At 41.8% G+C, this 23587-nt stretch carries 23 protein-coding genes and 1 tRNA gene; 8 read left to right on the plus strand and 16 right to left on the minus strand.

The genetic code is table 11. From position 1 onward, the window contains the following. Positions 1 to 39 precede the first annotated feature (39 nt). The 4 genes from ACXACS_RS17390 to ACXACS_RS17405 all read right to left on the minus strand — a co-directional run bounded on the left by ACXACS_RS17390 (position 40) and on the right by ACXACS_RS17405 (position 2482). On the minus strand, positions 40 to 750 hold the full coding sequence (locus ACXACS_RS17390; protein ID WP_474808443.1) for an LrgB family protein: 711 nt from the start codon (positions 748 to 750) through the stop codon (positions 40 to 42). Between the two features lie 8 nt (positions 751 to 758). Then, a complete protein-coding gene (locus ACXACS_RS17395; protein WP_474808444.1) occupies positions 759 to 1148 on the minus strand; it encodes a CidA/LrgA family protein in 390 nt (129 codons plus the stop codon). Between the two features lie 84 nt (positions 1149 to 1232). Continuing rightward, entirely contained in the window at positions 1233 to 2018 is a 786-nt protein-coding gene (locus ACXACS_RS17400; RefSeq protein ID WP_474808446.1) for a LytR/AlgR family response regulator transcription factor, read from the minus strand. Between the two features lie 137 nt (positions 2019 to 2155). Beyond that, entirely contained in the window at positions 2156 to 2482 is a 327-nt protein-coding gene (locus tag ACXACS_RS17405; RefSeq protein ID WP_474808448.1) for a DUF3718 domain-containing protein, read from the minus strand. Between the two features lie 315 nt (positions 2483 to 2797). Here ACXACS_RS17405 and ACXACS_RS17410 point away from each other — a divergent pair, with 315 nt between their 5' ends. Next, positions 2798 to 3517 carry a hypothetical protein gene (locus ACXACS_RS17410; RefSeq protein WP_474808449.1) on the plus strand — a complete coding sequence of 240 codons (720 nt, stop codon included), beginning with the start codon at positions 2798 to 2800 and terminating at the stop codon, positions 3515 to 3517. Between the two features lie 47 nt (positions 3518 to 3564). Here the strand turns inward: ACXACS_RS17410 and ACXACS_RS17415 are convergent, their stop codons facing one another. Together ACXACS_RS17415 and ACXACS_RS17420 are read right to left on the minus strand one after the other, a co-directional pair. Continuing rightward, the gene (locus ACXACS_RS17415) at positions 3565 to 3894 is read right to left on the minus strand and encodes a hypothetical protein (RefSeq protein ID WP_474808451.1); all 330 of its coding nucleotides are present in this window, start codon (positions 3892 to 3894) and stop codon (positions 3565 to 3567) included. A gap of 189 nt (positions 3895 to 4083) precedes the next feature. Then, positions 4084 to 4893 (minus strand): MbnP family protein, encoded by an 810-nt coding sequence (locus ACXACS_RS17420; protein ID WP_474808453.1) that lies wholly within the window; start codon positions 4891 to 4893, stop codon positions 4084 to 4086. A 479-nt stretch (positions 4894 to 5372) separates the two neighbouring features. On the opposite strand from ACXACS_RS17420, the gene ACXACS_RS17425 reads away from it, so the two are divergent. Both ACXACS_RS17425 and ACXACS_RS17430 read left to right on the plus strand, forming a co-directional pair. Continuing rightward, a tRNA-Ile gene (locus tag ACXACS_RS17425) sits at positions 5373 to 5449 on the plus strand. 109 nt (positions 5450 to 5558) lie between these two features. Further along, complete coding sequence (locus ACXACS_RS17430) at positions 5559 to 6497, plus strand: hypothetical protein (RefSeq protein ID WP_474808455.1); 939 nt, start codon at positions 5559 to 5561, stop codon at positions 6495 to 6497. On the opposite strand, the gene ACXACS_RS17435 is transcribed toward ACXACS_RS17430, so the two are convergent. From ACXACS_RS17435 to ACXACS_RS17455, 5 genes are all read right to left on the minus strand, one after another. Next, positions 6491 to 6682 (minus strand): hypothetical protein, encoded by a 192-nt coding sequence (locus ACXACS_RS17435; RefSeq protein ID WP_474808457.1) that lies wholly within the window; start codon positions 6680 to 6682, stop codon positions 6491 to 6493. The two genes, ACXACS_RS17430 and ACXACS_RS17435, sit on opposite strands and share 7 nt — an antisense overlap. 313 nt (positions 6683 to 6995) lie before the next feature. After that, on the minus strand, positions 6996 to 7259 hold the full coding sequence (locus ACXACS_RS17440) for a hypothetical protein (RefSeq protein WP_474808459.1): 264 nt from the start codon (positions 7257 to 7259) through the stop codon (positions 6996 to 6998). Positions 7260 to 7362: 103 nt separating this feature from the next. Continuing rightward, positions 7363 to 7932 (minus strand): LemA family protein, encoded by a 570-nt coding sequence (locus tag ACXACS_RS17445; protein WP_474808461.1) that lies wholly within the window; start codon positions 7930 to 7932, stop codon positions 7363 to 7365. Then, positions 7932 to 8915 (minus strand): hypothetical protein, encoded by a 984-nt coding sequence (locus ACXACS_RS17450; protein ID WP_474808463.1) that lies wholly within the window; start codon positions 8913 to 8915, stop codon positions 7932 to 7934. Before ACXACS_RS17450 ends, ACXACS_RS17445 begins: the two co-directional genes overlap by 1 nt. Positions 8916 to 9090: 175 nt before the next feature. Further along, on the minus strand, positions 9091 to 9765 hold the full coding sequence (locus ACXACS_RS17455; RefSeq protein ID WP_474808465.1) for a site-specific integrase: 675 nt from the start codon (positions 9763 to 9765) through the stop codon (positions 9091 to 9093). 840 nt (positions 9766 to 10605) lie between these two features. On the opposite strand from ACXACS_RS17455, the gene ACXACS_RS17460 reads away from it, so the two are divergent. The 3 genes from ACXACS_RS17460 to ACXACS_RS17470 all read left to right on the plus strand — a co-directional run bounded on the left by ACXACS_RS17460 (position 10606) and on the right by ACXACS_RS17470 (position 15304). Further along, a complete protein-coding gene (locus ACXACS_RS17460) occupies positions 10606 to 13038 on the plus strand; it encodes a YfaP family protein (RefSeq protein WP_474808467.1) in 2433 nt (810 codons plus the stop codon). 325 nt (positions 13039 to 13363) lie between these two features. Next, positions 13364 to 14551: an MFS transporter gene (locus ACXACS_RS17465; RefSeq protein WP_474808469.1), complete on the plus strand. Its 1188-nt coding sequence runs from the start codon at positions 13364 to 13366 to the stop codon at positions 14549 to 14551. 174 nt (positions 14552 to 14725) lie between these two features. After that, a complete protein-coding gene (locus tag ACXACS_RS17470; protein ID WP_474808471.1) occupies positions 14726 to 15304 on the plus strand; it encodes an outer membrane beta-barrel protein in 579 nt (192 codons plus the stop codon). A gap of 150 nt (positions 15305 to 15454) precedes the next feature. Here ACXACS_RS17470 and ACXACS_RS17475 read toward each other — a convergent pair whose 3' ends face one another. The 4 genes from ACXACS_RS17475 to ACXACS_RS17490 all read right to left on the minus strand — a co-directional run bounded on the left by ACXACS_RS17475 (position 15455) and on the right by ACXACS_RS17490 (position 18646). Next, positions 15455 to 16561: a mechanosensitive ion channel family protein gene (locus ACXACS_RS17475; protein ID WP_474808473.1), complete on the minus strand. Its 1107-nt coding sequence runs from the start codon at positions 16559 to 16561 to the stop codon at positions 15455 to 15457. 283 nt (positions 16562 to 16844) lie between these two features. Next, positions 16845 to 17252 (minus strand): hypothetical protein, encoded by a 408-nt coding sequence (locus tag ACXACS_RS17480; protein WP_474808475.1) that lies wholly within the window; start codon positions 17250 to 17252, stop codon positions 16845 to 16847. 79 nt (positions 17253 to 17331) lie between these two features. After that, entirely contained in the window at positions 17332 to 18261 is a 930-nt protein-coding gene (locus ACXACS_RS17485) for a PA2778 family cysteine peptidase (protein WP_474808476.1), read from the minus strand. A gap of 4 nt (positions 18262 to 18265) precedes the next feature. Next, positions 18266 to 18646 (minus strand): PA2779 family protein, encoded by a 381-nt coding sequence (locus ACXACS_RS17490; RefSeq protein ID WP_474808478.1) that lies wholly within the window; start codon positions 18644 to 18646, stop codon positions 18266 to 18268. Positions 18647 to 19226: 580 nt separating this feature from the next. Here ACXACS_RS17490 and ACXACS_RS17495 point away from each other — a divergent pair. Both ACXACS_RS17495 and ACXACS_RS17500 read left to right on the plus strand, forming a co-directional pair. Then, positions 19227 to 20828: an esterase/lipase family protein gene (locus tag ACXACS_RS17495; RefSeq protein WP_474808480.1), complete on the plus strand. Its 1602-nt coding sequence runs from the start codon at positions 19227 to 19229 to the stop codon at positions 20826 to 20828. A gap of 99 nt (positions 20829 to 20927) precedes the next feature. Further along, positions 20928 to 22520 carry an ABC-F family ATPase gene (locus ACXACS_RS17500; RefSeq protein ID WP_474808482.1) on the plus strand — a complete coding sequence of 531 codons (1593 nt, stop codon included), beginning with the start codon at positions 20928 to 20930 and terminating at the stop codon, positions 22518 to 22520. A 107-nt stretch (positions 22521 to 22627) separates the two neighbouring features. Here the strand turns inward: ACXACS_RS17500 and ACXACS_RS17505 are convergent, their stop codons facing one another. Further along, on the minus strand, positions 22628 to 23524 hold the full coding sequence (locus ACXACS_RS17505) for a hypothetical protein (RefSeq protein ID WP_474808484.1): 897 nt from the start codon (positions 23522 to 23524) through the stop codon (positions 22628 to 22630). Between the last annotated feature and the right edge of the window lie 63 nt (positions 23525 to 23587).

The following is a 23587-nucleotide window of genomic DNA, read 5'->3' on the forward strand; positions in this document are numbered from 1 at the left end:
TACAACATAGCTATAGGTTTGAAGTCTCGGACTGAAAGTTTAAACAAAAACGCCAAAGATTAGGGGGAGTATCAAAGCCGTAAATATTCCATTTACACAAAGCCCAAGGGTAGCCATAGCGGCGACGTCCTCACCCATTTGTATTGATTTGGCGGTTCCAATAGCATGTGCAACAGTACCTAAAGCAATGCCCTGCGCCTGTCGGTCACGTACGTCAAATACAGAGAACACGGCGGTCGCAACAATAGCACCCACAATACCTGTAGTGATAACAAAAACGGCTGCTAGCGCGGGAATTCCGCCGATGTGAGCACTGGCTTCCATCGCAAGAGGCGTGGTGATTGATTTAGCTAACATGGTCATTTTTAGCGCCGATGGTGCATCCAACGCAAAAAGCGTGAGCCATGCGGTAACAGGCGCAATTATTCCACCAAAGCCAATACTGACTATTAACCTCCATCCGTAGTGCTTTAAATACTGCCATTGCCGATAAATTGGTAGTGCTAGCGCAACAGTAACAGGCCCCAATAGCCAATGAAGTAATGATGCCGAGTTCTGATACTCAACAACTTCAGTATTGGTCAAATAAAGGAGTACAGAAACAAACGCAGCCGTAAAAATAATGGGATGCGCGATTGGGTGACCGTTACATTTCTTATTAACCCACAATGCGATAACGTAACCGACAACCGAAATGTAGAGCCACAACAAACCATTTAAAGTAAACGCTTGATTTAATGCATCAATCATTCAAGCTCCTATTCCTTTTGTGAAGCGCTGGAAGGTTTATTCAATTTGCTACAAAATAACTTCTGTGCAAACCAAGCGGTGACACCTAAGCTTAATGAGGTAGTAAGGATAATGGCAATGGAGATTGCCAGCGCATTGGCTTGAATATCGTCCCAGTAAATAGACACACCTAGTACTGCTGGGACGAAAAACAATGACATATGTTTTAAGGGAAAGGTGACAACCCTAGCTGTAGGTACTTCCAGTTTTGGAAAAGTGAAGAGCACAACAAGTAGCAGACAAAGCCCAACCAACGGCCCTGGAATAGGTAACGCCAACATGGTAACGGCGAAAAGCCCAGCATAATACGCAGCGAAAACCACTATGGCCCCCACTACTGCGTTACTAACATTTCGCACTTTCTGTCCTTGCTTTCAAGTATAAAGTACTAAGTGTAACGATTAGCGAGTTCTACCACCAGCGGGACTATGGTCTTATGGGCCTTATGTTCTTTCTTGATTTTCTTGGCCCTCGACATGCCAAAACTGATAGTAGTACTTGTGGGTTATTTTAAAGATCTCGCCATCTTGCATAACCACTCTTTGCTGATTTAGCCTTTGATCTAAATGCGCGACGTGCTTGGCATTTACTGCTACTGAGCGATTACAGCGCTTAAAGTACTGCTCGCCAAGACGCTTCAGTAATTCACACAAAGTTGTGCGAACTACATAACATTCAGACAGTGTTTGTACACACATGTAGTCTCCTGCCGCTTCTATCCATTTAATATCAGCGGGATTTAAGCAACACCACCCATTCTCAGTTCTAATACCGACCACATTAGGTTTGATACTCTTGCTTAACTGCTGGCGTAATGTCGCTAACAACGCGGGCTTAGATACCCCGTACTGTTTGCACAGCCCTTTTACCATTGTGTTAAATTGAAAATCACGTTCGAAACAGTCAAATTTGCTTTTAACGTATCCGATAGCACGTATTAGCTGGTCCTCTTCAAAAGGCGCTGTAATAAAACCAGATGCGTTGTACGAGAACGCCAGAAGTGCCTCTTCATCCTTGTCGCCCACCGCCAACCAATACTTTGAAGCAAGATTACGGCATGACTTTGAAACCGAATAGAAACCGATTGATTGAGGGTACTTTTCAGCCAAAGCTAAACAGTGACCCACCGACTCAGCTCCAAAAACATGGCTAAACAGATTTAGTTGCTTCAAGATTTTGCAAAGAGCGGCTTGCTTAGATGCAGATTGTAAGAATACTAATGAGATCATCTGCGCTCCCTTGCAATTTAATTGATGCTATGACTTTTTAGGCTTTATACCGCAGCTTTTTAAAGAACTAGCTGAAGAAAGATGGAAAAAAGGGGCTATGCATCACATAGCCCTAAGTCCAGGGCAAAAAACTCAAATTAGCGTTTAGCGGTCAATACGCTTGGGTTTGCATTTACTCGGCGCGCGATATGCTGAGCATTCTTAGAAGCGTTATGAGTAGCCGCAAAGGTCAACATATCTTGGCCATTACAAACCAAACCTTCGTGCAGGTCTCTCATATTTAAGCCTGTTGCTTTTACCGCGCGATGTAGTTTAAAGCGGCTATCGCTCTTTACGGCTTCACATACAGCAATTAGCTTATCTTCTATCTCAGCTGGGTAAGAGCCAGCATTAGCAGCAGTAGCAGTTAAAGAAAGTGTGGTTCCTAGTAAAGCGATTTGGGTAACACGGCGTAACGTAAACATAACAATTTCCTCTGATAGTATTAGGCAACGCGGTGACGACCTCTACTTGTCGCCGCACCCATAACCTAGTTAAGTTTTATGATGTTTACGCTACAGAAGCGTTAAAATACGGTTACCTGAGTTGTAGCGATAAGCGCACAAAAGATAAGGTTTAACTATCTGCCTAAACTGTTATTAGTCGTGCTTAAAACATATTTTGAAACAACCTAAAAATTTTAAAATTGCTAGCTATAGTTAAGACGCGCTAAGATATTATAAAAATAGAATTTAAAGTAGGCATGTCGTAAGCCAATAGCATTAATTCAAGGAAGAGAAATGTTAGAGCAGCAGCACTATCACCATATAAGAGAGCATATGCAGCCAGGCGACATCATTGCGTTTGGCGGAAACAGCGTGTTTTCCCGATGGACAAAACTTACTACGCGCTCAGCCGTTACCCATGTTGCCATAGTTACACAAACCAAAATTACACACACTAAAGCTACACATACAAAAGCTACGCATACCAAAGCTACACACACCATGCCGCACGACCAGGAAAGAAGCCGATATTACAATCACGTCATGGAAGCTACGTCGTTCAAGGGCAAGCGGGGCGTTATGACAAACCGGCTAAGCGAGCGTGTTGCATCGTACGACGGCGATATTTGGTGGCTGCCCTTATCAAACGCATCGCGCAGTATTTTCGAACAAAACAAACGCAAGTTCTTTGACTTTATGTGCGAGCAAGAAGGAAAACCCTACGACATACTTCAGCTATTCGGTTCGGCTGTAGACGCACTCGACGAGCACCCTCTATTTAGTAGTATTAGCTATAATAACGAGGATTTTAGCAGTTGGTTTTGTTCAGAGCTTATTTCTGAAGGGCTAAAGACCGCGGGTGTGGTTACAGGTGTAAACTCATCCGAGGTAACCCCAGTTGACATCTGTCGGTTCAATATCTTTAAAAAACGTTATGTGCAGCTTAAAGGGGAAGGCCGAGTTATCGCAGGCTTTAATTCTTTAGTGCCAGACAATTGGGGTCAGATTGCCTAACCCCACATAGCTAAAAGCTCGTTTACCTGCAAAAGGTAGTTCTGCCTTTAGAAAATGCTGTCTTGGTGAATTTTAATAAACATACCCGTACCAATTTTCGAGTAGTCAATTTTATATTCTTTTCCGTTTAGCGTTTGAATGAATACTAAAGTTTTTTCGTCGCCGAAAACATCGCTAGTCGTTACATCGACTAATTCCATATCCATCATTTTTGCATCACGCTTATTCTCAGGTACTTTACCTTCGTATTGCTTAATGCCTTTGTAGGTCACAATGATAGGCGGGTTTTCATCGCCATTGATAACCAATAGATCTAACTTTCTAATTTTATGAATGATGGTGTTTCGACCACTTGTAATGAAGGGTTTTTCAGTCATTCTCATCTCCGCGACCGCTTACCTGCTTTTTTTATAATTAACATAGATTGTGAACGTCGAGTCTATCACGATGTTAATAATCAGCACATAAGCATTTGGTTGATATATGTGTGCAGAGTATAAACATAAATTGCGAAATGTGAGCAATAAATCGCTAATTTTTAGTGTTTAATTATGTTTATTTCAATTTTACTGCCATTTTATCCACGGTCTATAAACGAGATTATGGATAAGCTTCTCACAGGGCTTAGTTTCTGGAGACTTAAAAACACAGCTTTCAGCTTCGTTTATATCAACTTGTGCCACTATGTTAGAAACAGAAACCTCTAAGTCTAAGTCAGTATCTAACTGATTCATTGGCAAAATAAATTCAACGCGATTAGTGAATGCACATGACTTTGCAGGTGGCGCAGACGCTGACTCAGATGAACACCCTACGCTTCCCAAATGATAAGACCATTTACGGGTTTCTTTACCACTTTTTGAAACATCCAGCCTTAAAAACTGGTGCCCATTTTGACGACTTGAAAACATCGTCTTATCATTCAAAGGCGTTTGTTGAGTAAGCGGGTCAGCATGGTTAACATCAAAAGGTAACCCCATAGTAAAACGGAGGTTAGTTGCTAACTTTAAGAGTTCCTCTGACACATCTAACACTATTTTGCTGTTAGCGTCGTCTGGGTTGCTACACTTATTGTGAAATTTCAACAGTGCTTCATTTGGCGTTTGCCATTGAGTTTGCTTGAACTTCACCCGTTGCCATTTTCCATCTATGCGCACTTCGGGTTTGCTAAGATAGAATCCGAAATAATCGATATTCCAACGCTGCGGGCCAATGCTCATAATCATTGGGCACGCGCCTGTGTCTACACCCACAAGTTTAAAGGGTATTTCTCCCGCTTCGCGTCCTTTAAGATTAATCACGTCGCATCCTACTAACGTAAGCAATGTAGAGAAAAGCAACGTATATATAGCTTTCATGCGAAAAGGTATTTTCATTTACTTCAATAATTCCTTCAAATATTTTGCAGCCAGAAACCGCTGCACTTTCACTCACCACATAATCGATAAAATGAGCGCACTACTATTAAACGCAATAGTGCTGCTTTTAGCGTTCGTGAGTCAAGGCGGACTAACATACAAAAAGAGTAAATAAGCGTTATTGGGCAAAGAAAGTATTAGCTTTTCTTCCAGTACTTTTCAGTAATGCTTTTTTCTAGCGCTTTCTTCTAGCGCTTTTTTCTAGTACTTTCTTCTAGTAATTAGGGGGGGTGGGAAGTATTGGATTTCGAATAATGTTTGCTAACGCTATTCATAAAACAAGCAAAACAGGAGCAAAATGAACAAAAATAAAGCAAACAATTCACAAAGCCATCAGCTAGGCGTGACAAGGTAAATAAAACTGCTTATACTTGCGCTCGCTTGTGGTTGTTATGCAAAACAATTTGCAGACAGAATTACACAGCACATCTCAAAATGGCCCCATAGCTCAGTTGGTTAGAGCATCCGACTCATAATCGGCAGGTCCCCTGTTCAAGTCAGGGTGGGGCCACCATTTCCCTCCATAGTTATTCCCTTGAACCATCATTTATATTTAGGTTTTTTACTGTCGTGTCTGGTGGTACTTTAGTTACTTACATTTACGTATCATATTCGGATAAGAAATGGATTTAACTCCCGATAAACTTGACTCTCAATTACAATTGGCCTTGTTGATAGATCTTATAGAGGTAATTCGTAAAGCTGCGGAAAAGAGTATATTTTTTGACAAGATATTACCTTTACTAATCACCATACTGATCGCTTTTATTACAGTGTTCTTCACCCATAAATTTGCAAAAAAGCAACAGGATCGGCAGTTCAAGCTAACTCAAAACATCGACCGCGAAAATAGAAAGATAGGGGCAATTAATCACACTGTACTGTTAGCCGAATCTTGTTTTACAAAGCTATTGTCGATCAAAGATAACTACAGAGGTTCACTTTCGAAAGATTACCCTCAAAGAATAATGGACTTACCAGAGATTATTGCGATGCAAGCGCAGCCAGTAGATTTGCATTTCATAGACTCTTTGACTTTTTTGTTGCCAAAGAACGATGGTGAAGATGAATCAAAATGGAGACAAATTAGCCAAGTTCACGCCCTTTTCTTTAATTACAATCATCTTTTGGCTGTATGGGAGAAGAGAAACGTGATGCGGGGACAAATAGAGGTAATGATTTTTGAGTCAGAGAAATTTGTAGAGTTTCTTGAGGTTAAAAATGATAGCCCTGTTCCTTTCCACCTTTTAATGAAATGCGCTCAATTAACAGAATACGTTATAAAGTTAACGGATGACTTAACTTATCAATTCAGCAAATTTCTTAGTGAGTTTCCAGTAGCCGCTCACGCATGTCTACGGTCTGACTTAGACAAAGAATTACTAATAGAAAAAGTTCATTTCCCAGAAGACGCCAATTACCATCGACTTTCGGGCATAACATACGAAATGCCAGGAAATATGAACCAGCTATTACAAAAAGTCTCGGACAAATTTGATACTTCAAAATTTGAGGAAAAATCCCAGTCCCCTTACAGAAAATCAAGATCTGAAAGTCAATAACAAACTGGCGCACCAGTCTTAACATTCGCTTTCAGGTGAGCTTGCATAGGTGCAGCAAGTAGTTCCCAATCTTCAAGTGACTTCCTAACAGGAAAAAGAGCATAAGGCTTGTTCAAGTCCTTATGCTGCTGATTTTCAAGTGCTGCAATTCGTTGCAGTACTTTTGTTTTAGCACTATGCCGCATTATCTTTACTCGGGAAGTAAATATCAGTAAGCATACATTTCATCTCCACAAGCTGGTTGTGATGTGGATAGCGAACAGCAGTAAAATTGGCAACCCCAAGCTCTGGTTCCGTAAAACTAGCAAGCTCATTTGCAGGTACATCACAGCGAATACAAGTAGCTGGAATGGTAATATCGCTGTAATCAAAAAGCGCTTCTATATGTTCCCGACACACCAACTTAAAGAGTAACTCTCACTTCTGGTTGAGATAGTACCCATGAGCAATTATCCTAAACACGATAAGTTAAGCTCGTCGTATTATACAGTTAAGCTTTTACGCATCTTGTTTGTTACTTTGATTTACCCAGAAATAACCGCTGTCTTTGCCAGAATCGTACTCAAACCTCGTTTTATACATACCGGCAACAACCACCATTACTGCGTTGGAAACGTTTTCAACCGCTATCCTTTTTTTGTCGTTACCAATATGCGTTGTCCAATCGTGGGTAAAATATTCACTGCCATTTAGGTATTTTATTGTGATTGAACCAACATTCTTATTTTCAAAGTCAGTTTTTGAAACAAGGGTTCCTTTCATCTCTAAAAACTACAAGCATAGTCAGTTTCTTTTGCAATAGAACTAAACCCTAGCGCTAAACTTAATAGTGATAAGTATCTTTATAATTTCACGAGTAATCCTTTTATGAAAAGTTCGGTTTATAGTCGTACTCATCTGTCACTCCAGATTGCGTGAAGGTATTAAGTTTGTCTTTCTTAGCTAATAGACCGTTAACAATGTTAATTGGAAACATTTCAACAGAATTATTAAACTGTTCAACGCTTCGGTTATAAATTGTTATTGCAGCTGCAACATTTTCACTCTTGTCTGCTATTTGACTAAGTAAATCTCTTACTACTTGAGTTGAACCAAGTTCTGGATAACTTTCCGCTGTAGCTTTAAATGTACTAAAGACTTGGTTAGATCGCGCTTCAATTTCGTTCAATTTTTCGATATCAATATCATCCTTAGAGATTGATGATATTGCCGAGCGCATAGCTGTAACCTGCTCTATGAAGTCTGATTCGAAAACTTTAAATTCTTCAGTAAGGCTTACTAATTTTGGTATCAACTCACTTTTTAGTTTTTCATAGGTTATTACATCCGACCATGCTCGCTTCGCCCGATTCATTCTTCCTATAATTGTGTTGTACATTACGATAATTGAGATGACAACTATCGCGATTATTACGTATGGGGCTATATTATCCATTAAACCGCTTCCTTTTTCATAACGCTTCTTGAGTTCGAATAATCAACAAAGTCTCTTAATACTCTAAGGGCTTCTATTTTTGGAGGGACTGACAAATACGATATGTACTCATCAGTTTTCTTGATATGAGGTACACCAAAGCTTTTCGGGAATATATCCCTTTTAGCAGATATACAAACATATGAAGAGGGAGTCATATCTAGGTAACGTATATTCTTAAATGACTCTTCAAATTTAAGTACACAAGCAGGATTGAAAAACTTTGCTGTTTCTACAGGATTGGAGCACCTTATCTTGAATTTTTTGTTGAATTCTTTGCTCGCCGAATCCCATTTTTCTTTGAACTGACCTCTCGTATTAATAGTCATCAAAGGCAAAGATGGCATATGGATAAGGACACCATATTCATAATGCGTAGTTCTTTTTTCGGTAGTTGTTTTGTTTCCGTCTGAGTCTTCGTCCTCTTCCTCTGTGACATCTACGTACTTGAATTCAAACAATTGGAAGAATGCTCCGTCTTCTGTCTTCCCGTCGTACAAGGCTGTAATCTCCTGACTTTCGTCGCCAGCTCTAAACACGCGGAATTGTCTTTTTAAATCTTTCCATAATTCTCGCCCGTTAAAAGCTTCATTAGGAACTAAATTATTCGCTAAAGCTAAAGCCGTATGCCCTAGGTTTCTTCCTACGTTTTTTACTTGCTTTTTCTTCGAGAAAAACGCAAAAACACTACCTATGAATACTATAAATGAAGCACCTGCTAGCATAAGCCCTTCATCAGAGGATGAATTTGCATAAATAATTAGGGTAAGGAAAAAGGAGATAAATAATAGATAGATAACAAACGGTTGTTGAAAGGTATAGGAACCTGATTTGGAATATTCTTTTATTTCTTCCACAACACTAGCTATATCATCCCTAGACTTTGCTGATATTCGCAAGTCTTCCAGTTTTGCTAGATGCGTTTTCAAAGCTTCATTGCTCATACTACTTCCTTGTTCTTGTTAGCGCTGATAAAAAATCTAGTTTTTTTATACGCACTTTATTATTTTCGACGAAGATTACAGATTTTTACATAAGGTGTCTAGTGCCCAAAGCTGACAAGATTGAACACGAAAACGCGCTATTTTCTAACGTTACTTTAGGGCACTAGCAGCTATTTTAATTTACATTGAAATTGTCAAACGCTCCGACAACTGAGTTTCTAATTTGATCGATATTGGCATATGCATAAACCATTGTATGTTTTAACGATGTATGGCAAAGAGCCTTCGAAACCACACTAACATCTGCGCCCGACTGAATCTGCCATGTTGCAAATGTTCTTCGGAGGTCGTGTGGTCTGGGGCGAATATTAGGGTTATCATGATACAGGCCTGCTCGTTTAATCGCCGCCTTCCACACCGAGTCGCCTCCTGTTATGTAGCCGTATTTTGATTTCTGCTTGAATGGAAATACAAAATGGTTACCTAGACAATTTCTTTGACTTTTTCTAAGAAGAGAAACTGCCAGCGGGTGAAGCGGAATTTCGTAAATCTGATTGTTTTTTGTCCGAGTCGCAGGTATTAACCAAACAGCGTTACTTAAGTTGATATCTTGCCATTCCATAGTCTTCACATTTGTCAGCCTAGCACCAGTGAAAAGTGCCATACGATATATATCAGCTACGTCTTGATTTGAGGCATGTTCTAATGCTTTCATCAACTGTCCAGCCTCTTGATGAGTAAGGTATCGGGTTCTCGTTACACTTGGCATCTTTTTAATGCGCTCAAATGGATTAAGTATTAATCCTGTATCTTCAAAATCGATGACATAATTACACGCTGCTTTTAACACTGATACCGCTTTGTTGTGAGCGCAATATCCCTTATCTTCGAGTTCTCGGAAGAACGAACTTCTTTTCTATCCAGCTGTGCAACAACAAGATGGCCGAGACTGGCTTTGACATGAAGATTATACGCAACTTCAAGAGCATGTTTTCTGCCAGCAACTGTGTTCTTCTATGTTTAAGTTCATTCTCTCGATACAACTCAAACATACAGTTAACAGTAAGACTTTAAAGACTGGTCGGTACTGCCCCCCTTTTTGGCTCTCGTTTTTGAATCCGGAATGCTGACTATCTGCAATTAACCTTGCTGTTGCTAAACTCATGGTCGAAGCATCACCTATCTTCCGCTTTAGGTCTTTCCCATTTTTTTTTTGCTCTGTAGTAAAAACTCTTAGCGCCGCTGGGCCGCACAACAAATTTCAAATAGGTTCTGTGCTTATCGCGAAAAATTTGGCTCGATGACTTCGGCTTGATATCACATAAAAACTTATCGGTTAGGTTCTTAATTATTTCTGGCATGTTCCACCTTTGTTCCACTTCGATTATTTAAATTGAGGTGGAACAGAGTGGAATAAAGACTGATAAAACGGGGGTTCGAGTGGCCCTCACACCGTTAAAAATGCCTAAATGGGCATAATTCTAGGAAGGGTGGGGCCACCATTTTTCCTTCATAGCTAGTCCCCTTGAATCGTCAGGCTCTACCCCATAAACGTGTGTCAGAATTCATCTTACCCTTTTGAAAACACCAACTGGTCACTTAGGCATTAGCGAGTAGTTTGACAGTCGACAAAGCATTGCTTATAGTTTTGTCAATAAACGGATTTATACTCAGAAAAAGGAAGTACTATATGAAGTACCCTCAGACCAGCTGTGCCTCATTAAAAGGCATTGCTTTACTAACTGCTGCTCTGTCTCTCACAGCTTGTGGTGGATCAGACAGCGACTCACCTGACCCAGAACCTAATCCTAATCCTGGCGGCACGACAACCTATAATGTATCTGGCACCATCGACAATCTGAAACGTGGTGACCTTACTGTAAGCGGAACTGCTAGTGGTTCAACAGAAAGTCATACCTTTACTGATGAGACGACATTTTCATTTGATGCCGATTACTCGGCAGGTACAGAGGTAACTTTTGAAATCACTCAACAGCCTACCGGTCAGGAATGTGAATTAAGCCAGACATCACTGATATTGAACAGTGATGTGACCGATCTGGCAATTACCTGTGATGACATAGAGTATAGCGTAAGTGGTACGTTTACAGGTGATGCGCCTGCTGAATTTTCTCTTATCGTTAGCGGTGACCGAGATATAAACGTATCCTTGGATGGTACAAGCGTGTTTACTGTAGCAGAAGACTTTATCTACGCGCAGTCCATAACACTTGCTATTAGCGATACTCCCGGATATGAATGTGAAGTGACACCAGCCGAGCTGACGATAACCGGTGATGTGACCGACGTGGCGATTGCCTGTGAGGCCATAGAGTATACCGTAAGTGGCACGGTTACCGGTGATGCGCCGGCTGACTTTTCTCTTATTGTTAGTGGCGACAGAGATATAACCGTACCGCTAAGTGGTTCAGGTCCGTTTACTTTAGCAGAAGACTTTATCTACGAGCAGTCCATCACGCTTGCTGTTGGCGATACTCCCGGATACGAATGTGAAGTCACACCAACTGAGGTAACTGTAACTGCCGAGATTGCTGATATCGCGGTCAATTGTTCCAGCATTGGTTCAGTAAGCGGTCTTGTTACTAATTTTATTTCGGGTGAAGTAGCTAGTGATGTAACGATTACAGCCTATAGCCTAAGCAATACCGGTGAGACCGAGTTTGGTTCGGTAACTACAGACGAAAACGGTCTGTACGAGATGATCGGCGTCGATACCACAGACATCTTTTATATTCGGCTGTCCAGTGCGGATTATGTAGTGGATGTTGAGCGTCATATTGCAAATGGAGAAACCGAACGTGTTCTGAATTTGAGCCTCCTGCCAATTGATTATTCAATAACTTTTGCTGCGAGTGATCCTATCAATATGGGCGAAAGCGCAGAAGCAACAGTCAACATCGTCGAGATCCCCGCGTCGACGCTGGAAACTGCTGACGGCAATGCTCCAAGTGGCGTCATCACCGCGACTATCACTGTGATCGATCCTTCGTTGTATGTTGAGGCGATGCCGGGTCTGTATACAACGTCTAACAGTGAAACGGGCGACATCGAGCCGATAGAAAGCTTTGGAGCTTTCTCGTTAACCCTAACCGACGAAGATGGAAACGACCTTGATTTAGTTGATGGCACAACCGCGACGGTGAGAATTCCTCTGGCGAGCGGCGTAACAAATCCTCCGGAAACAATCCCGCTGTACTATTTTGATGAATCGACAGCATTATGGGTAGAAGAAGGAGAGGCAACCTTAACAGCGATTGACGGTGCCTCGTTCTACGTGGGTACAGTAAGTCACTTCACCACCTGGAACGCAGATCAGGTATATAATACTGTCGAACTGTTCGGTTGTGTAGTTGATACTGAAGGTTTGCCAGTCGCCAATATACAGGTACTATCCGAAGGCACCAGCTACATTGGACGCAGTAGCGCTTACACTGATGACGAAGGCGATTTTGTCCTACCAGTGAGAAGAGATTCTTCGCTGTTGGTATTTGCTCGTGCCGGAAGTCAGACGAATACTGTTGTGGTTAATACCAGCGATGTTGACAGCGAGTTAGATAATTGCCTTGTAGTTGGCGAAAGTTCTGCCATTGTAAAGCTTACATGGGGTGCTAATCCTCGTGACCTAGATACTCACTTGACCGGACCTCAGGAAGGAACTGATACCCGATTCCGAGTGTATTACGCCAATAAGGACGAAACCATTGGCAATGTAACTATTAATCTAGATGTTGATGATACATCGAGTTACGGCCCGGAAGTACTCACTATTCCAAGCTTCGTATTACCTGGCCGTTATCGTTACAGTGTGTATCATTATTCTGGTTCAGGTACGATCTTCTCGTCGCCGACTCGTGTAGAACTGCGTCTGAACGACAGAACCTATGTGTTTAACCCTGCTGACGATGTAGATTCTGGGTCAAATAGCTTTAGAATGTGGGTGGCATTCGATCTAATCGTTGATGATGATTTCAATGTTGAGGTTGTTGAGATTAACCAGCATACAACGTATTCGGACGCTGAAACACTTGGTGTGGAAGCATTTAATGGGACTAAATTCTCTGCCGAAGCAGCGCAACCATTGCCACAAAAACAATACAAATAAGCGATAAATAGTGAAAACCCGGCCTATTTGGCCGGGTTTAATTATTTCTGCGATTAAATACAACAACGGGTTGCAAAAAGCTATTTGTTGGCCTATCGCTTCCGCCATTTTGTATCGTTAGACCCTGTTCTAATATGAGGTTAACTTAAGGAAGGGAAAGGACCACCATTTTCTCAGCGTCACCTGCTGATAACACCGCCCCTTCTCTAGGCTCTCCGTTGTGCACTACTACTTAAATTTGAAAAAGCGCCTTTATTTAAACTGTAATACCTCATCTGTAGCCTATATTTATTGTCAGTTCACCCATTTACCGGTTTCTAATTAGATGAAGCACACCATGTCGCGCCATGCGTTTTACTCGCTAACGGTTACCTTCACTATTTTGTCTGTTCTGGGCCAAGTCTCTACCAGCATTTATAGCCCCTTCTTTTTTGACTTAGCGACAATGTATGACAGTCAATTGAGCGTGATTGAGCAAAGCGTAGCTGTGTTTTTAGTCGCCTTCTCACTTTCACAGTTAGTGTCTGGCATAGTGTGCGACTACATAAACAAGAAAAAATTTTTGTTCTACGGAATCATAGTATTTATTGCAGGTACACTTATGGTGGCGCTTGCCAGTGAAGAGTCTACTTTTCTTATAGGTCGTGTGGTGCAAGGCTTGGGTGGTGGCGTTGGCGTATCAGTATCGCGAGGGTTGTCACGTCAAATATTTAGCGAAAAGCAGCTTAACACTTCACTTTCACTTATCAATATTGCCTTTGCTGTTGCCCCAGCAATAGCGCCTCTAGTAGGTACAATAATTGGCGAGTCTTTGGGTATTTCCGCTATTTTTTATTTCGTGGTGGTAATGGGGCTGATCGCCCTGTTTTTGCTATTCTCAGTCTCTACCATTCTTAGTCATTTTACGCCGCCGGTATCTGACAATGTTTTTAGTCACACGTTAGTACTTATAAAAAGCACAATAGTGAAGCTTGTCTCGGTAGGCATGGCCAGCGGGCTTCTGTATGGCATTGTGTTTTGCTTCATAACCATCGCGCCCTCTATGGTAATGCAGCAGTTTGGGCTTTCCAAAACCCTGTTCTCGGTATACTCACTGCTAGCCACCTTGTCTTTCGTTGTAGGCAGCGTATTTAATATTTGGCTGAAGTCTTTGTCGCCTTTGCAAAAATTCAGGGGATCTAGTCTTTGTTTAGCGGTATTTTCCGTGCTTTTTGCATTGACCGTCTTCTTAAACATAGATAGTGGGTTAGTCAGTATTTTGGCTTACTGCTATATCTCGTTCTTCTTCATCGGTATCGCTATGCCTTGTAGCGTAACTATTATGCTGGGCTATTCTGAAACATCTGCCGGTTTTTTAGCTGCTCTCACTGGCTTTTTTCATCTGACCGGGGCTGCCATAGGCGCTTACGCAGTAACGATGTTAACGCTAGAGCCTACCGCGTCTTTTAGTGTAGCGGCTTGTGCGCTAAGTATTGCCAGTATCGCTATTTGCTTCACATTGAAAAAGGACTAGTTAATCATTCTTTCGATAATGCAATTGCAATCACGCGTTAAAAACCGCGTGGGCTATAGCCAATAAACGAAAACTTCTTGTACTAACCTATTTGGTTTCTCAAAACTCATCCCCATAATGTTGAAGCTTCCAAAAGTGGTTGGAAGTTTTTTTGTTAAAAGGATATTAGAAACAATGAAACGTACTATTCTCGCCAGTATCTTTGGCGCGCTTTCTTTAAATGCATTCGCAGCTTCGCCTTCATATGACTTCGTTAAAGCTGGATATGTACAAGCAGATATTGAAGACGCAGGCGACTTCGAGCCAACAGGTTTTCAAATTCAAGGCTTCAAATCACTTAATGAAAATGTATACCTGACAGGTCGTTATGGTCAGTTAAGTGAAGACGAATATGGTGTTGACGGTGAACTTGACTATATCTCTGCAGGGGTTGGTTACCGCTATGGTTTAACTACAACAACTGACTTTTTTGGTGAGTTAACGTATGAGTATGTAGATGTTGACCTAGATTCAAGCTTCGCTTCTGCGGAAGCTGACGATAACGGCTATGGCATTACTGCCGGTATACGCTCAAAGCTTACAGAGCAGTTTGAGCTTCGCGGTGCGATTCGCTATATCGACATTGAAGAAGATGATACTGCTTTTGAAATTGGCGCAGACTATTTCTTTACGCCGCAGTTTTCACTCGGCGCAACTTATGTCATCGCTGACGAAGTAGACCTACTAGGTGTATCAGCGCGTTACACTTTCTAATACGCTAACAGTAAGAAGGCGTAAACGCATCAAAGCCACGTTTTTTGAACGTGGCTTTTTTATGCTTATCGGTTATTGACACTCACCGATGACATAACGCGATACGAATCTGCAATTTACAAAGTGCAACGTTAACACCATTGCTTTTGCTCAGCCTTGCGGCCTTCCTTGCTCATGTGCTGTCGACAACACATTAGCCGCGCCTTCTTGCTCCATATTAAGCGCAGTAATTGGGAACGGTATTACAATACCCTCTTCATCAAATCGCTTTTTCAGCATTTTGATAAAGGCGCTTTTAATAAAGAAGCGGTTAAAATATTCGCGGGTTCTCAGCATTACGGTTAAGTTAATACTCGAATTGTCGAAGGTGTGAAACAACACAAAAGGTTGATAGGTTTCAACACCAAACTCATGCTGCTCTAAAATAGTATTGGCCACCTCTAAACAGACCTTTTCAACATGCTCTAAATCAGAGCTATAGTGCACGCCCACTTCAACGGGTACTGAAAGTTCGCGTTCAGGATAGTAGTAGTTAATCAGTTTGGAATTAGAGAGCTTGCTGTTCGGCATAATAACGATGTTGTTAGGCAGCATTCTTACCCACGTAGAGCGCCACCCTATTTTCTCGACAAACCCTTGTTCCCCTGAATCCAGTTCAATGAAATCGCCTATACGAATGGGCTTATCCATCACTAGTTGAATGCCTGAAAAGAAGTTTTCAAGCGTGGGCTGAAGGGCTAGAGCTACTGCAAGTGACGTAATACCTAATGAAGCAACGATGGGCGTTATCGATACTCCCATTGTGCTTAAAATGATTAAAATGGCGAGTACGGCAAACACTGCTCTTACTGCACCACCAGCAATAGCGCTGGTGTTTTTTACAATGGTTGATTGGTCGCGATAACGACTTAGAGAATAGGTAACAAAGCGCTCGAAAAAGAGAAACAGGGTAATTATAAGACCTGCTTCAATAACAATAGTTAACGCCTCAATAGCCCTTTCATCTTCTATCTGAAACACTGAAACAATACTTTTCACTAACAGCAGAAAGATAACCCAAATAAGCAAATTCAGCGGGGCATTTAGCGATAGAACTAGCACGCGATAAATATCAGACATGCTGCTGCTTTCAGAACGCGCCTTGGCTTTTAAGCGCACCAATATAAGGCGCTTAATGATGAAAAGCACAATAACAACGCCGATTAATCCGGCTATTGCAAGTACCTGCTTATTTTCAAGAAGTTGGGTGCTATCCACGGCTGACGATGCTCCTGCGTAAAAAATATGCTGCTTTTTTAATTAGCTATACGCTAATACGGCAAAGAAGACGCAAAAGGTACACCAGTTATTTACTCACAATGCTCATCCAACTTGACAGCAATCAAACTAACGCCATAAAAAACGTGCGATTCTCACAACATAGGGCTTGGTTTTATAGGGCTCTAGCAAAGCGCCTATTTACAGTTAGTGGTTAACTGCACCAACCAAATTTGAGAAATGAGACAGTTGAGCGTGTGATTAGCTTATTTCTGGCTTAGTACTAATCAGAAAGAAGAGTTAATTTGCGTTCATGTTCGCGAGACAACCATGAAGAAGCGTCTTCAATATCCGTAAAAAACAGATAATCCATATTTTTGAGTTCGGGGATCCTCTGAAACATTATTCCGCGTATAACAGGTCCTCGATAGACATAAGCTTTCGCTATTAACCCCATTTCAGGGAGGCGTTTTATAATACGTTTGAGTATGTCGAAGGCCTCAGGAGTCGCCCCCTCGACTTGGCTGATGTCCGCCAGAAGGGAAAAGGGCTTTTTATTAAGTCCTACGACTAATTTAAACAGACTTTCACTATATTCTTCGGCACTTTTTTCATTGAAAGCGCCATGGAGTCGACTGAAGATTATTCCATTTTGATATGAGATTGTTGATGAGCTTAGTTTTTTCGACATTGCCTACCTTCACGGTTACTTCCTAAATTAATAGTAGCCGATAAATTGTAGGAAATGCGAACTCACTCGAGATTTAAAATTACTTATCAGTCAATTTCAAAAGTGCTTCATTGTTAGGAAATCGCTCAAGCCCTTGCTTTAAAATAGCATTTGCTTCTGTTTGCAGATTATTTTGTCGCAAAGCTAATACGTAGTTGTGAACATAAACATGTTGGTTCTGCCCCACTTCATAGCCTTTCTTAAACCAAGCCACTGCTTGGTTGTCGTTTTGCTCTAAGTAATAATTGGCAATCAAGAAGTAACTTAACCAGTACGTTGGCCATGTATGCGACGCGGTTTCCAAAAACGCCAATGAACGCGATTTATCTCCCACTTTAAGCATGTCGTAAGCCGCACTTACATAAGTGAACGGTGTCATCTCAGGCGAGGTTACATTAGGAGGAACTGGTGCCAAATACCAGTAATTTCCCCTCGCCCACGTTCGTTCAAAAAGTTCAAGCGACATTTCGTGATTAGGCGTAAGGCCCGTATGTAAAGTAACCGTTCCCTTATCACTATCGAACCCGATAACAACGGCGTAGTGCCACTGGGGTATTAATTGAATGGATAAATTTTGAAAAACAATCACTGGGATATCGTCTTTAACTAACGACATAATAGACGATAATGTTCCTCGCTCAGTGTATGGCAAGAAACCAAATTGTCGGGTAGCGCTGATCATTTCGAGCTGCAGACTTCCTTCTTTGTTCGGAATGAACAACTTAGGCGCAATGTCCTCTGGAGAGGTACTTTCACCATAGTAACCAAACACTTCAGACAGTGTAGTTGGCCCGCAATAAAACTGTTCTTGGGGGAAAAATGGTACAGATTGAATAGTGTGTGATTCCGGCAAAGAGGCAAGTCCCTCTTGCCTTAGCTTGTCAGCTTGAGGTGTGGACTGACAGCCAGAGAGTAAGAACAAAAAAGCAAGGCCTGCTAACACGCAGACCTTTTTAACAATACTTTCCATTCAATTAGCTATTTACTGGACGAATAAACGGGTAAACGTCAGTGACACCAATAAGATCCAGGATTGCGACGATAGCAAGTACGGTAAGTACCGCACCCACAACACCACCTGCTGGCGCTTGGTTGATTTCATCATTTAGTTGCGCGATCTCACTGTCAGTCATGCCGTTGATTCTGGCGATCGCTTGATTGCTATCTACACCTAAGCTAACTAGTTTACTTTGCACGTCTGCTCGGTTAACCATGTCAATAAGCTGCTGCTTATTGTAGTGAGCGGCTTGAGTTTGCATTACGGAATCTGAGCTAATTGCTTCTGCATGCACGCTGCCAGACATTAAAACCGTTGCCGAAAAGCAACCAATCGCAATTTTTTTCAAAAATTTCATGATGTTTCCCTCTTTAAAATGCCCAGTTTTATTCTTCTTTTGCGTTACCTAACTCACGATAAACTAGAGTGAAATAAAACTTCGCACTGATTCAGCAGACGCATATCGCTCTGCGGTTTATTTTCAGTAGATAAGCACAGCAAGATTAAGACCAACTAAAAAGGCCTTTTTTTCATAATAGACAAGGTTCCATTTTTCTCTTTAAAATAACGATTTAAGTGACCTTTATACGAAGAATGCTGCTCAAAGCTTTGTTCGTTAATTCTGCATTGATGCATCACGGCGCGCTGACAGTTATGTAATATTTTCTTTATGCTGGAATTATTTGCTTGCCACTAATATAAAAGAAGCAACAAACAAAAAGGGGCAATCTGTAGAATGAGCGGGGGATTCGAAACGCTTGTTTCACGCCTCATACCATATGGAGTTAAGTTTCAGGTGCAATTTTTGACAAAAACACGCTATAAAAGGTTAATACTTTTTTTAGCGTTTGGGTGAAATGCGCATCAAGCAGAATCTCATTTATTGGGTATTGGTAGCGACTGTCTGCTGTATTAGTGCATGCAGTTCAGATAAGTTTATGCGTAAAAAAGTATCCCCTTTGTCTTTGCCCGGTGCATACGGATATGGCTATTTGCCCGACTTAAGTCACTTCGACAACATACAACTAGCTGCTCGGTGCACGTCGTACGAGCAAAGTACTACATTAGATATCGCGCTTGCGCTCGATTGCTACATTACCTTGTTAAAAAGAGACAGTCTTTCCGATGCGCATCGTGCTATAGGGATCGACGGGTATAACCTCGCAGTAAACAAGTTATTCCGTCTTAGACATACAACTGACAACTTAATTCAGGTTAACTACTCGGGCCCAAGCGAGCTCGATTTAGTTTCAGAAATAGAAGCCTTAGACGCTCGCCTCTCTCCTAAGGTATTTGGTGAACTTGGCGGTGCTGCAGTGGCTCGAATTAGCAACCAAGCACAGAATGGCCGTAGCCTTGACCTAAACTATCCACTAGAAGGTATCTACTCGCCTTACACCCTTCAAGTTGAGTCGGTTGCATTGAAAGGGCTTAGAATTCACATATCCTTGCAAGCCCAACACGTCGATGTGCCTACCGAAATACTGATTGGAAACAACACATACACGCAACGGTACTCACCTGCTGCCGCTTACCTTTTCCTATTACAAAATGCCGACATCCACAATTTCAGCTGGCTAGGATTTATTAATGCACAAGACGCTGAAAAGAGAATGGGAGTCTTTAGTATTGGAGAGCTTTCTTCAGTCAAAACCCCGATTATTATGATTCATGGCCTCAATTCAGACCCGCTAATTTGGCGGTATCTCACAATGGCTATTTTCAATGACGAAGAATTATCTCAACACTATCAGATATTGCACGTGTACTACCCATCAGGCCCTCCTCCTTTCTATAACGCCATGCGAGTTCGCAATTTACTGTACAAGCTAAACCAGCGGATAGCATCACCGGAAGGCGCTTCTTCATCTGCGGTATTGATAGGGCATAGTATGGGCGGCGTAATCGCAAAGCTGATTTCAACGCATTCAGATAACACGTTATGGGATACTACTTTCACAGAGCCTCCAGAAGCGCTACTTGCTAAAGGCGATGAAATGTTGCGAGATATATTTATATTTAATCCTGTGTATAAAGAGAATACGGTGTTTTTTCTCGACACGCCACACCGAGGCTCAGAAATAGCTAATAGCCTTATAGGATCGTTAGGCTCTTCACTCATCACACTCCCTTTTAGTTTTAAAGCGCTATTTAAAAACTTTATCGAAAAAGTAGGCGTGAGCAGATTAACCGCTGCTATGCTTCCTTTCTTGCAAAACTACGGGCCAGATAGCGTCCAAGTGTTGCGCCCCAATCACCCGCTGATGACAGCGTTAGCCGACATTCCTGTAGAAGGCGAGAGCTATTCTATTATTGGCTCAACCAGTACCTTGTATTGCCAGTCAGAAACAGAATGCGCTGCTATAACTGACTCTGTCGTCAGTTATAGCAGCGCATATTTACCTGAGGCAAAAGACACAACAATTGTTAACTCGTCACATAACTCATTCAAAAGCCCTCAGGCAATCGAGTTTATACTTGATAAGCTTCGCCAAAAGCACATCAGCGCAAAAACTGTTCAAAATTCCCTCGACATGTAGCCCTCAATTCCTTATAGTGCGCGCGCTTTTATATATTAGTGAAGTGACAACCGCTGTCGCTACTATCTCTTCTCATCGTTTTACCCCTGGATACCTGTTTTGATTACCACCGCAAATATCACAATGCAGTTTGGCTCTAAGCCATTATTTGAAAATATTTCCGCAAAATTCGGCAACGGCAACCGATACGGCCTGATTGGCGCAAACGGTTGTGGCAAGTCTACCTTTATGAAAATTCTAAGCGGTAAACTAACGCCAACCTCGGGCAACGTCTCAATGGCTCCGGGTACGAAACTAGGTATATTAAGTCAGGACCAATTTGCGTTCGAAGAGTTTAGCGTAGTCGATACCGTGATCATGGGTGACCGTGAATTATGGGAAGTTAAACAAGAGCGTGACGCCATTTACAGCAAGGCTGAAATGAGTGAAGAAGATGGTATGCGCGTAGCAGACTTAGAAACTCAGTTTGCCGAAATGGATGGTTATACAGCTGAAGCCCGCGCAGGAGAAATACTTACATCTGCCGGTATCGACGAAGACTATCACTTCGGGTTGATGAAGGAAGTGGCCCCAGGTAAAAAAGTACGTGTACTTTTAGCCCAAGCCCTATTTGCCGAGCCTGATATTCTGCTTCTAGACGAACCAACTAACAACTTGGATATTTACACCATCAGTTGGCTTGCAGAAGAACTTAATAAGCGTAAATCGACCATGCTTATTATTTCGCACGACAGACACTTCTTAAACTCTGTGTGCACGCATATGGCCGATATCGACTACGGTGAGCTGCGCGTTTATCCAGGTAACTACGACGACTACATTCAAGCTGCCATGCTAGTTCAAGAACAGCTTCATGCAGAGAATGCTAAAAAGTCAGCAGAAATTGAAGAGCTACAGAGCTTCGTAGCGCGATTCTCTGCCAACGCATCGAAAGCGAAACAAGCTACTTCCCGCGCACGTCGTCTTGAGAAAATTGAACTCGCTGAAGTAAAGGCGTCTAGCCGTCGTAAGCCTTATATTGTGTTTAAGCAGCACAAGAAACTACATCGCCTTGCAATCACCCTTGAAGACTTAGGACACAGCTATCCAGACCTTCCGTTATTCGACAATGCGAACTTACTGTTGGAAGCGGGACAACGTTTAGCCATCATCGGTGAAAACGGCGCAGGTAAAACTACGCTGTTAAAGTGCCTAGTGAATGACATTGAGCCTACCGCTGGTAGCTATAAGTGGGCAGAAAATGCCGCAATTGGCTACATTCCACAGGACAACGCCAAATACTTTGCTGAAGATATCACTATGTTTGAGTGGATGAGCCAATGGCGCAGCCCGAAACATGACGACCTGCAAATTAAGGGCATGTTAGGCCGTTTATTGTTTACTTCTGATGATTTCAATAAACGTGTTCAGGTATGTTCTGGTGGTGAGAAAAACCGTTTGTTATTTGGAAAGCTTATGCTTGAAGACATCAACGTATTAGTAATGGACGAGCCTACCAACCACATGGATATGGAATCGATTGAAGCGCTGAACAATGCACTCTACAAGTTTGACGGCACAGTGATTTTCGTTAGCCACGACCGCGAGTTTGTTTCATCACTGGCTACACAGATCATTGAAATAAAAGACAAACAGCTGAACCACTTCGATGGAAACTACGAAGAGTTTTTGGCCCATAAAGAAAACGCGTAAAAAGCGCGTACGCGCCGCTAAGGTCACCTACACACCCTTGAGGTTTTGATAGTAAACCTAAAAAAACGGGCACTTGATTAAGTGCCCGTTTTTTGTTTTTTTGAAACTTATTGATTGGAAAAATACTTAGCCGCCGTTTCAGCTAAACGTTCAAAATAGCTCATTATTGAATTTTTAATAGGCGCTAGTTCTTTTTCTGTAACTTCATCAAAGTCTTCGGGTGGAACGAACTCTTCAATGCGCACGTTCTTCATGGCGTCATCTTGTAACTCTTTAAACAAAGGTTTCGAAGCAATGTCTACGGGCTTGTCTAAGCTTTCAATGCTGATATCAAAACTTGCGGAGGCGATGTAATAATCGGTTCCCAAGAAGCTCCGAGTAAATAGACCAAACCCTTCACTTTGATGGTCTGAGCAACCATAAGTGCCGCATTCTGTGATGGCTACTGTTGGTGCCTCTTGAACGATAATAATTTTTATAACACCGTCAGCTAACAGCGATTTTCTAAGTGCATTTTGATTTTCATTAAAAGACCAATTATTGTCTTGCTTCACCACGAAATCAAGCTGCCATGCTCCTTTAACTTTGGGTGATACGTCCACCACTTCAAAGCGGCTTGATTGTTCTATTGCCGTTTTAAGTTTAGTAAAAAGCGTAGATGCTATCTGCCAGTCGTATGCATACTCCTTCGTGAAGTTATTAAACTTAGTCGTACCAACATGGGTGTGCGATGGGAAACCATTCGCATTGATAAAAACGCCTATTTTTTGCTTTGGTACTTCTATCGGTTCTTTAGCTTCATCGGCTTCGTCCTCGCTCGCTTGCTCTGAACCATCAACCTTCTTATCTACCGCATCATTGTTTGTTTGATTACCTGAACTTGATTTATCGTCATTAATCTCGGTAGGAACACTTTCACTTGAATCCATACCTCTTTGCGTTACGCACCCGGTTGCCAGCATTGATATAGCAACCAGCACACTAAACTTTGTTACAAACTTCATAACATTTCCCTATTTCAAAGCTAATGAGCTTAATACTGAATTTAGACTATTATGGTTTTGCAC

It is taken from the genome of Alteromonas sp. AWM4_230, assembly GCF_056158305.1.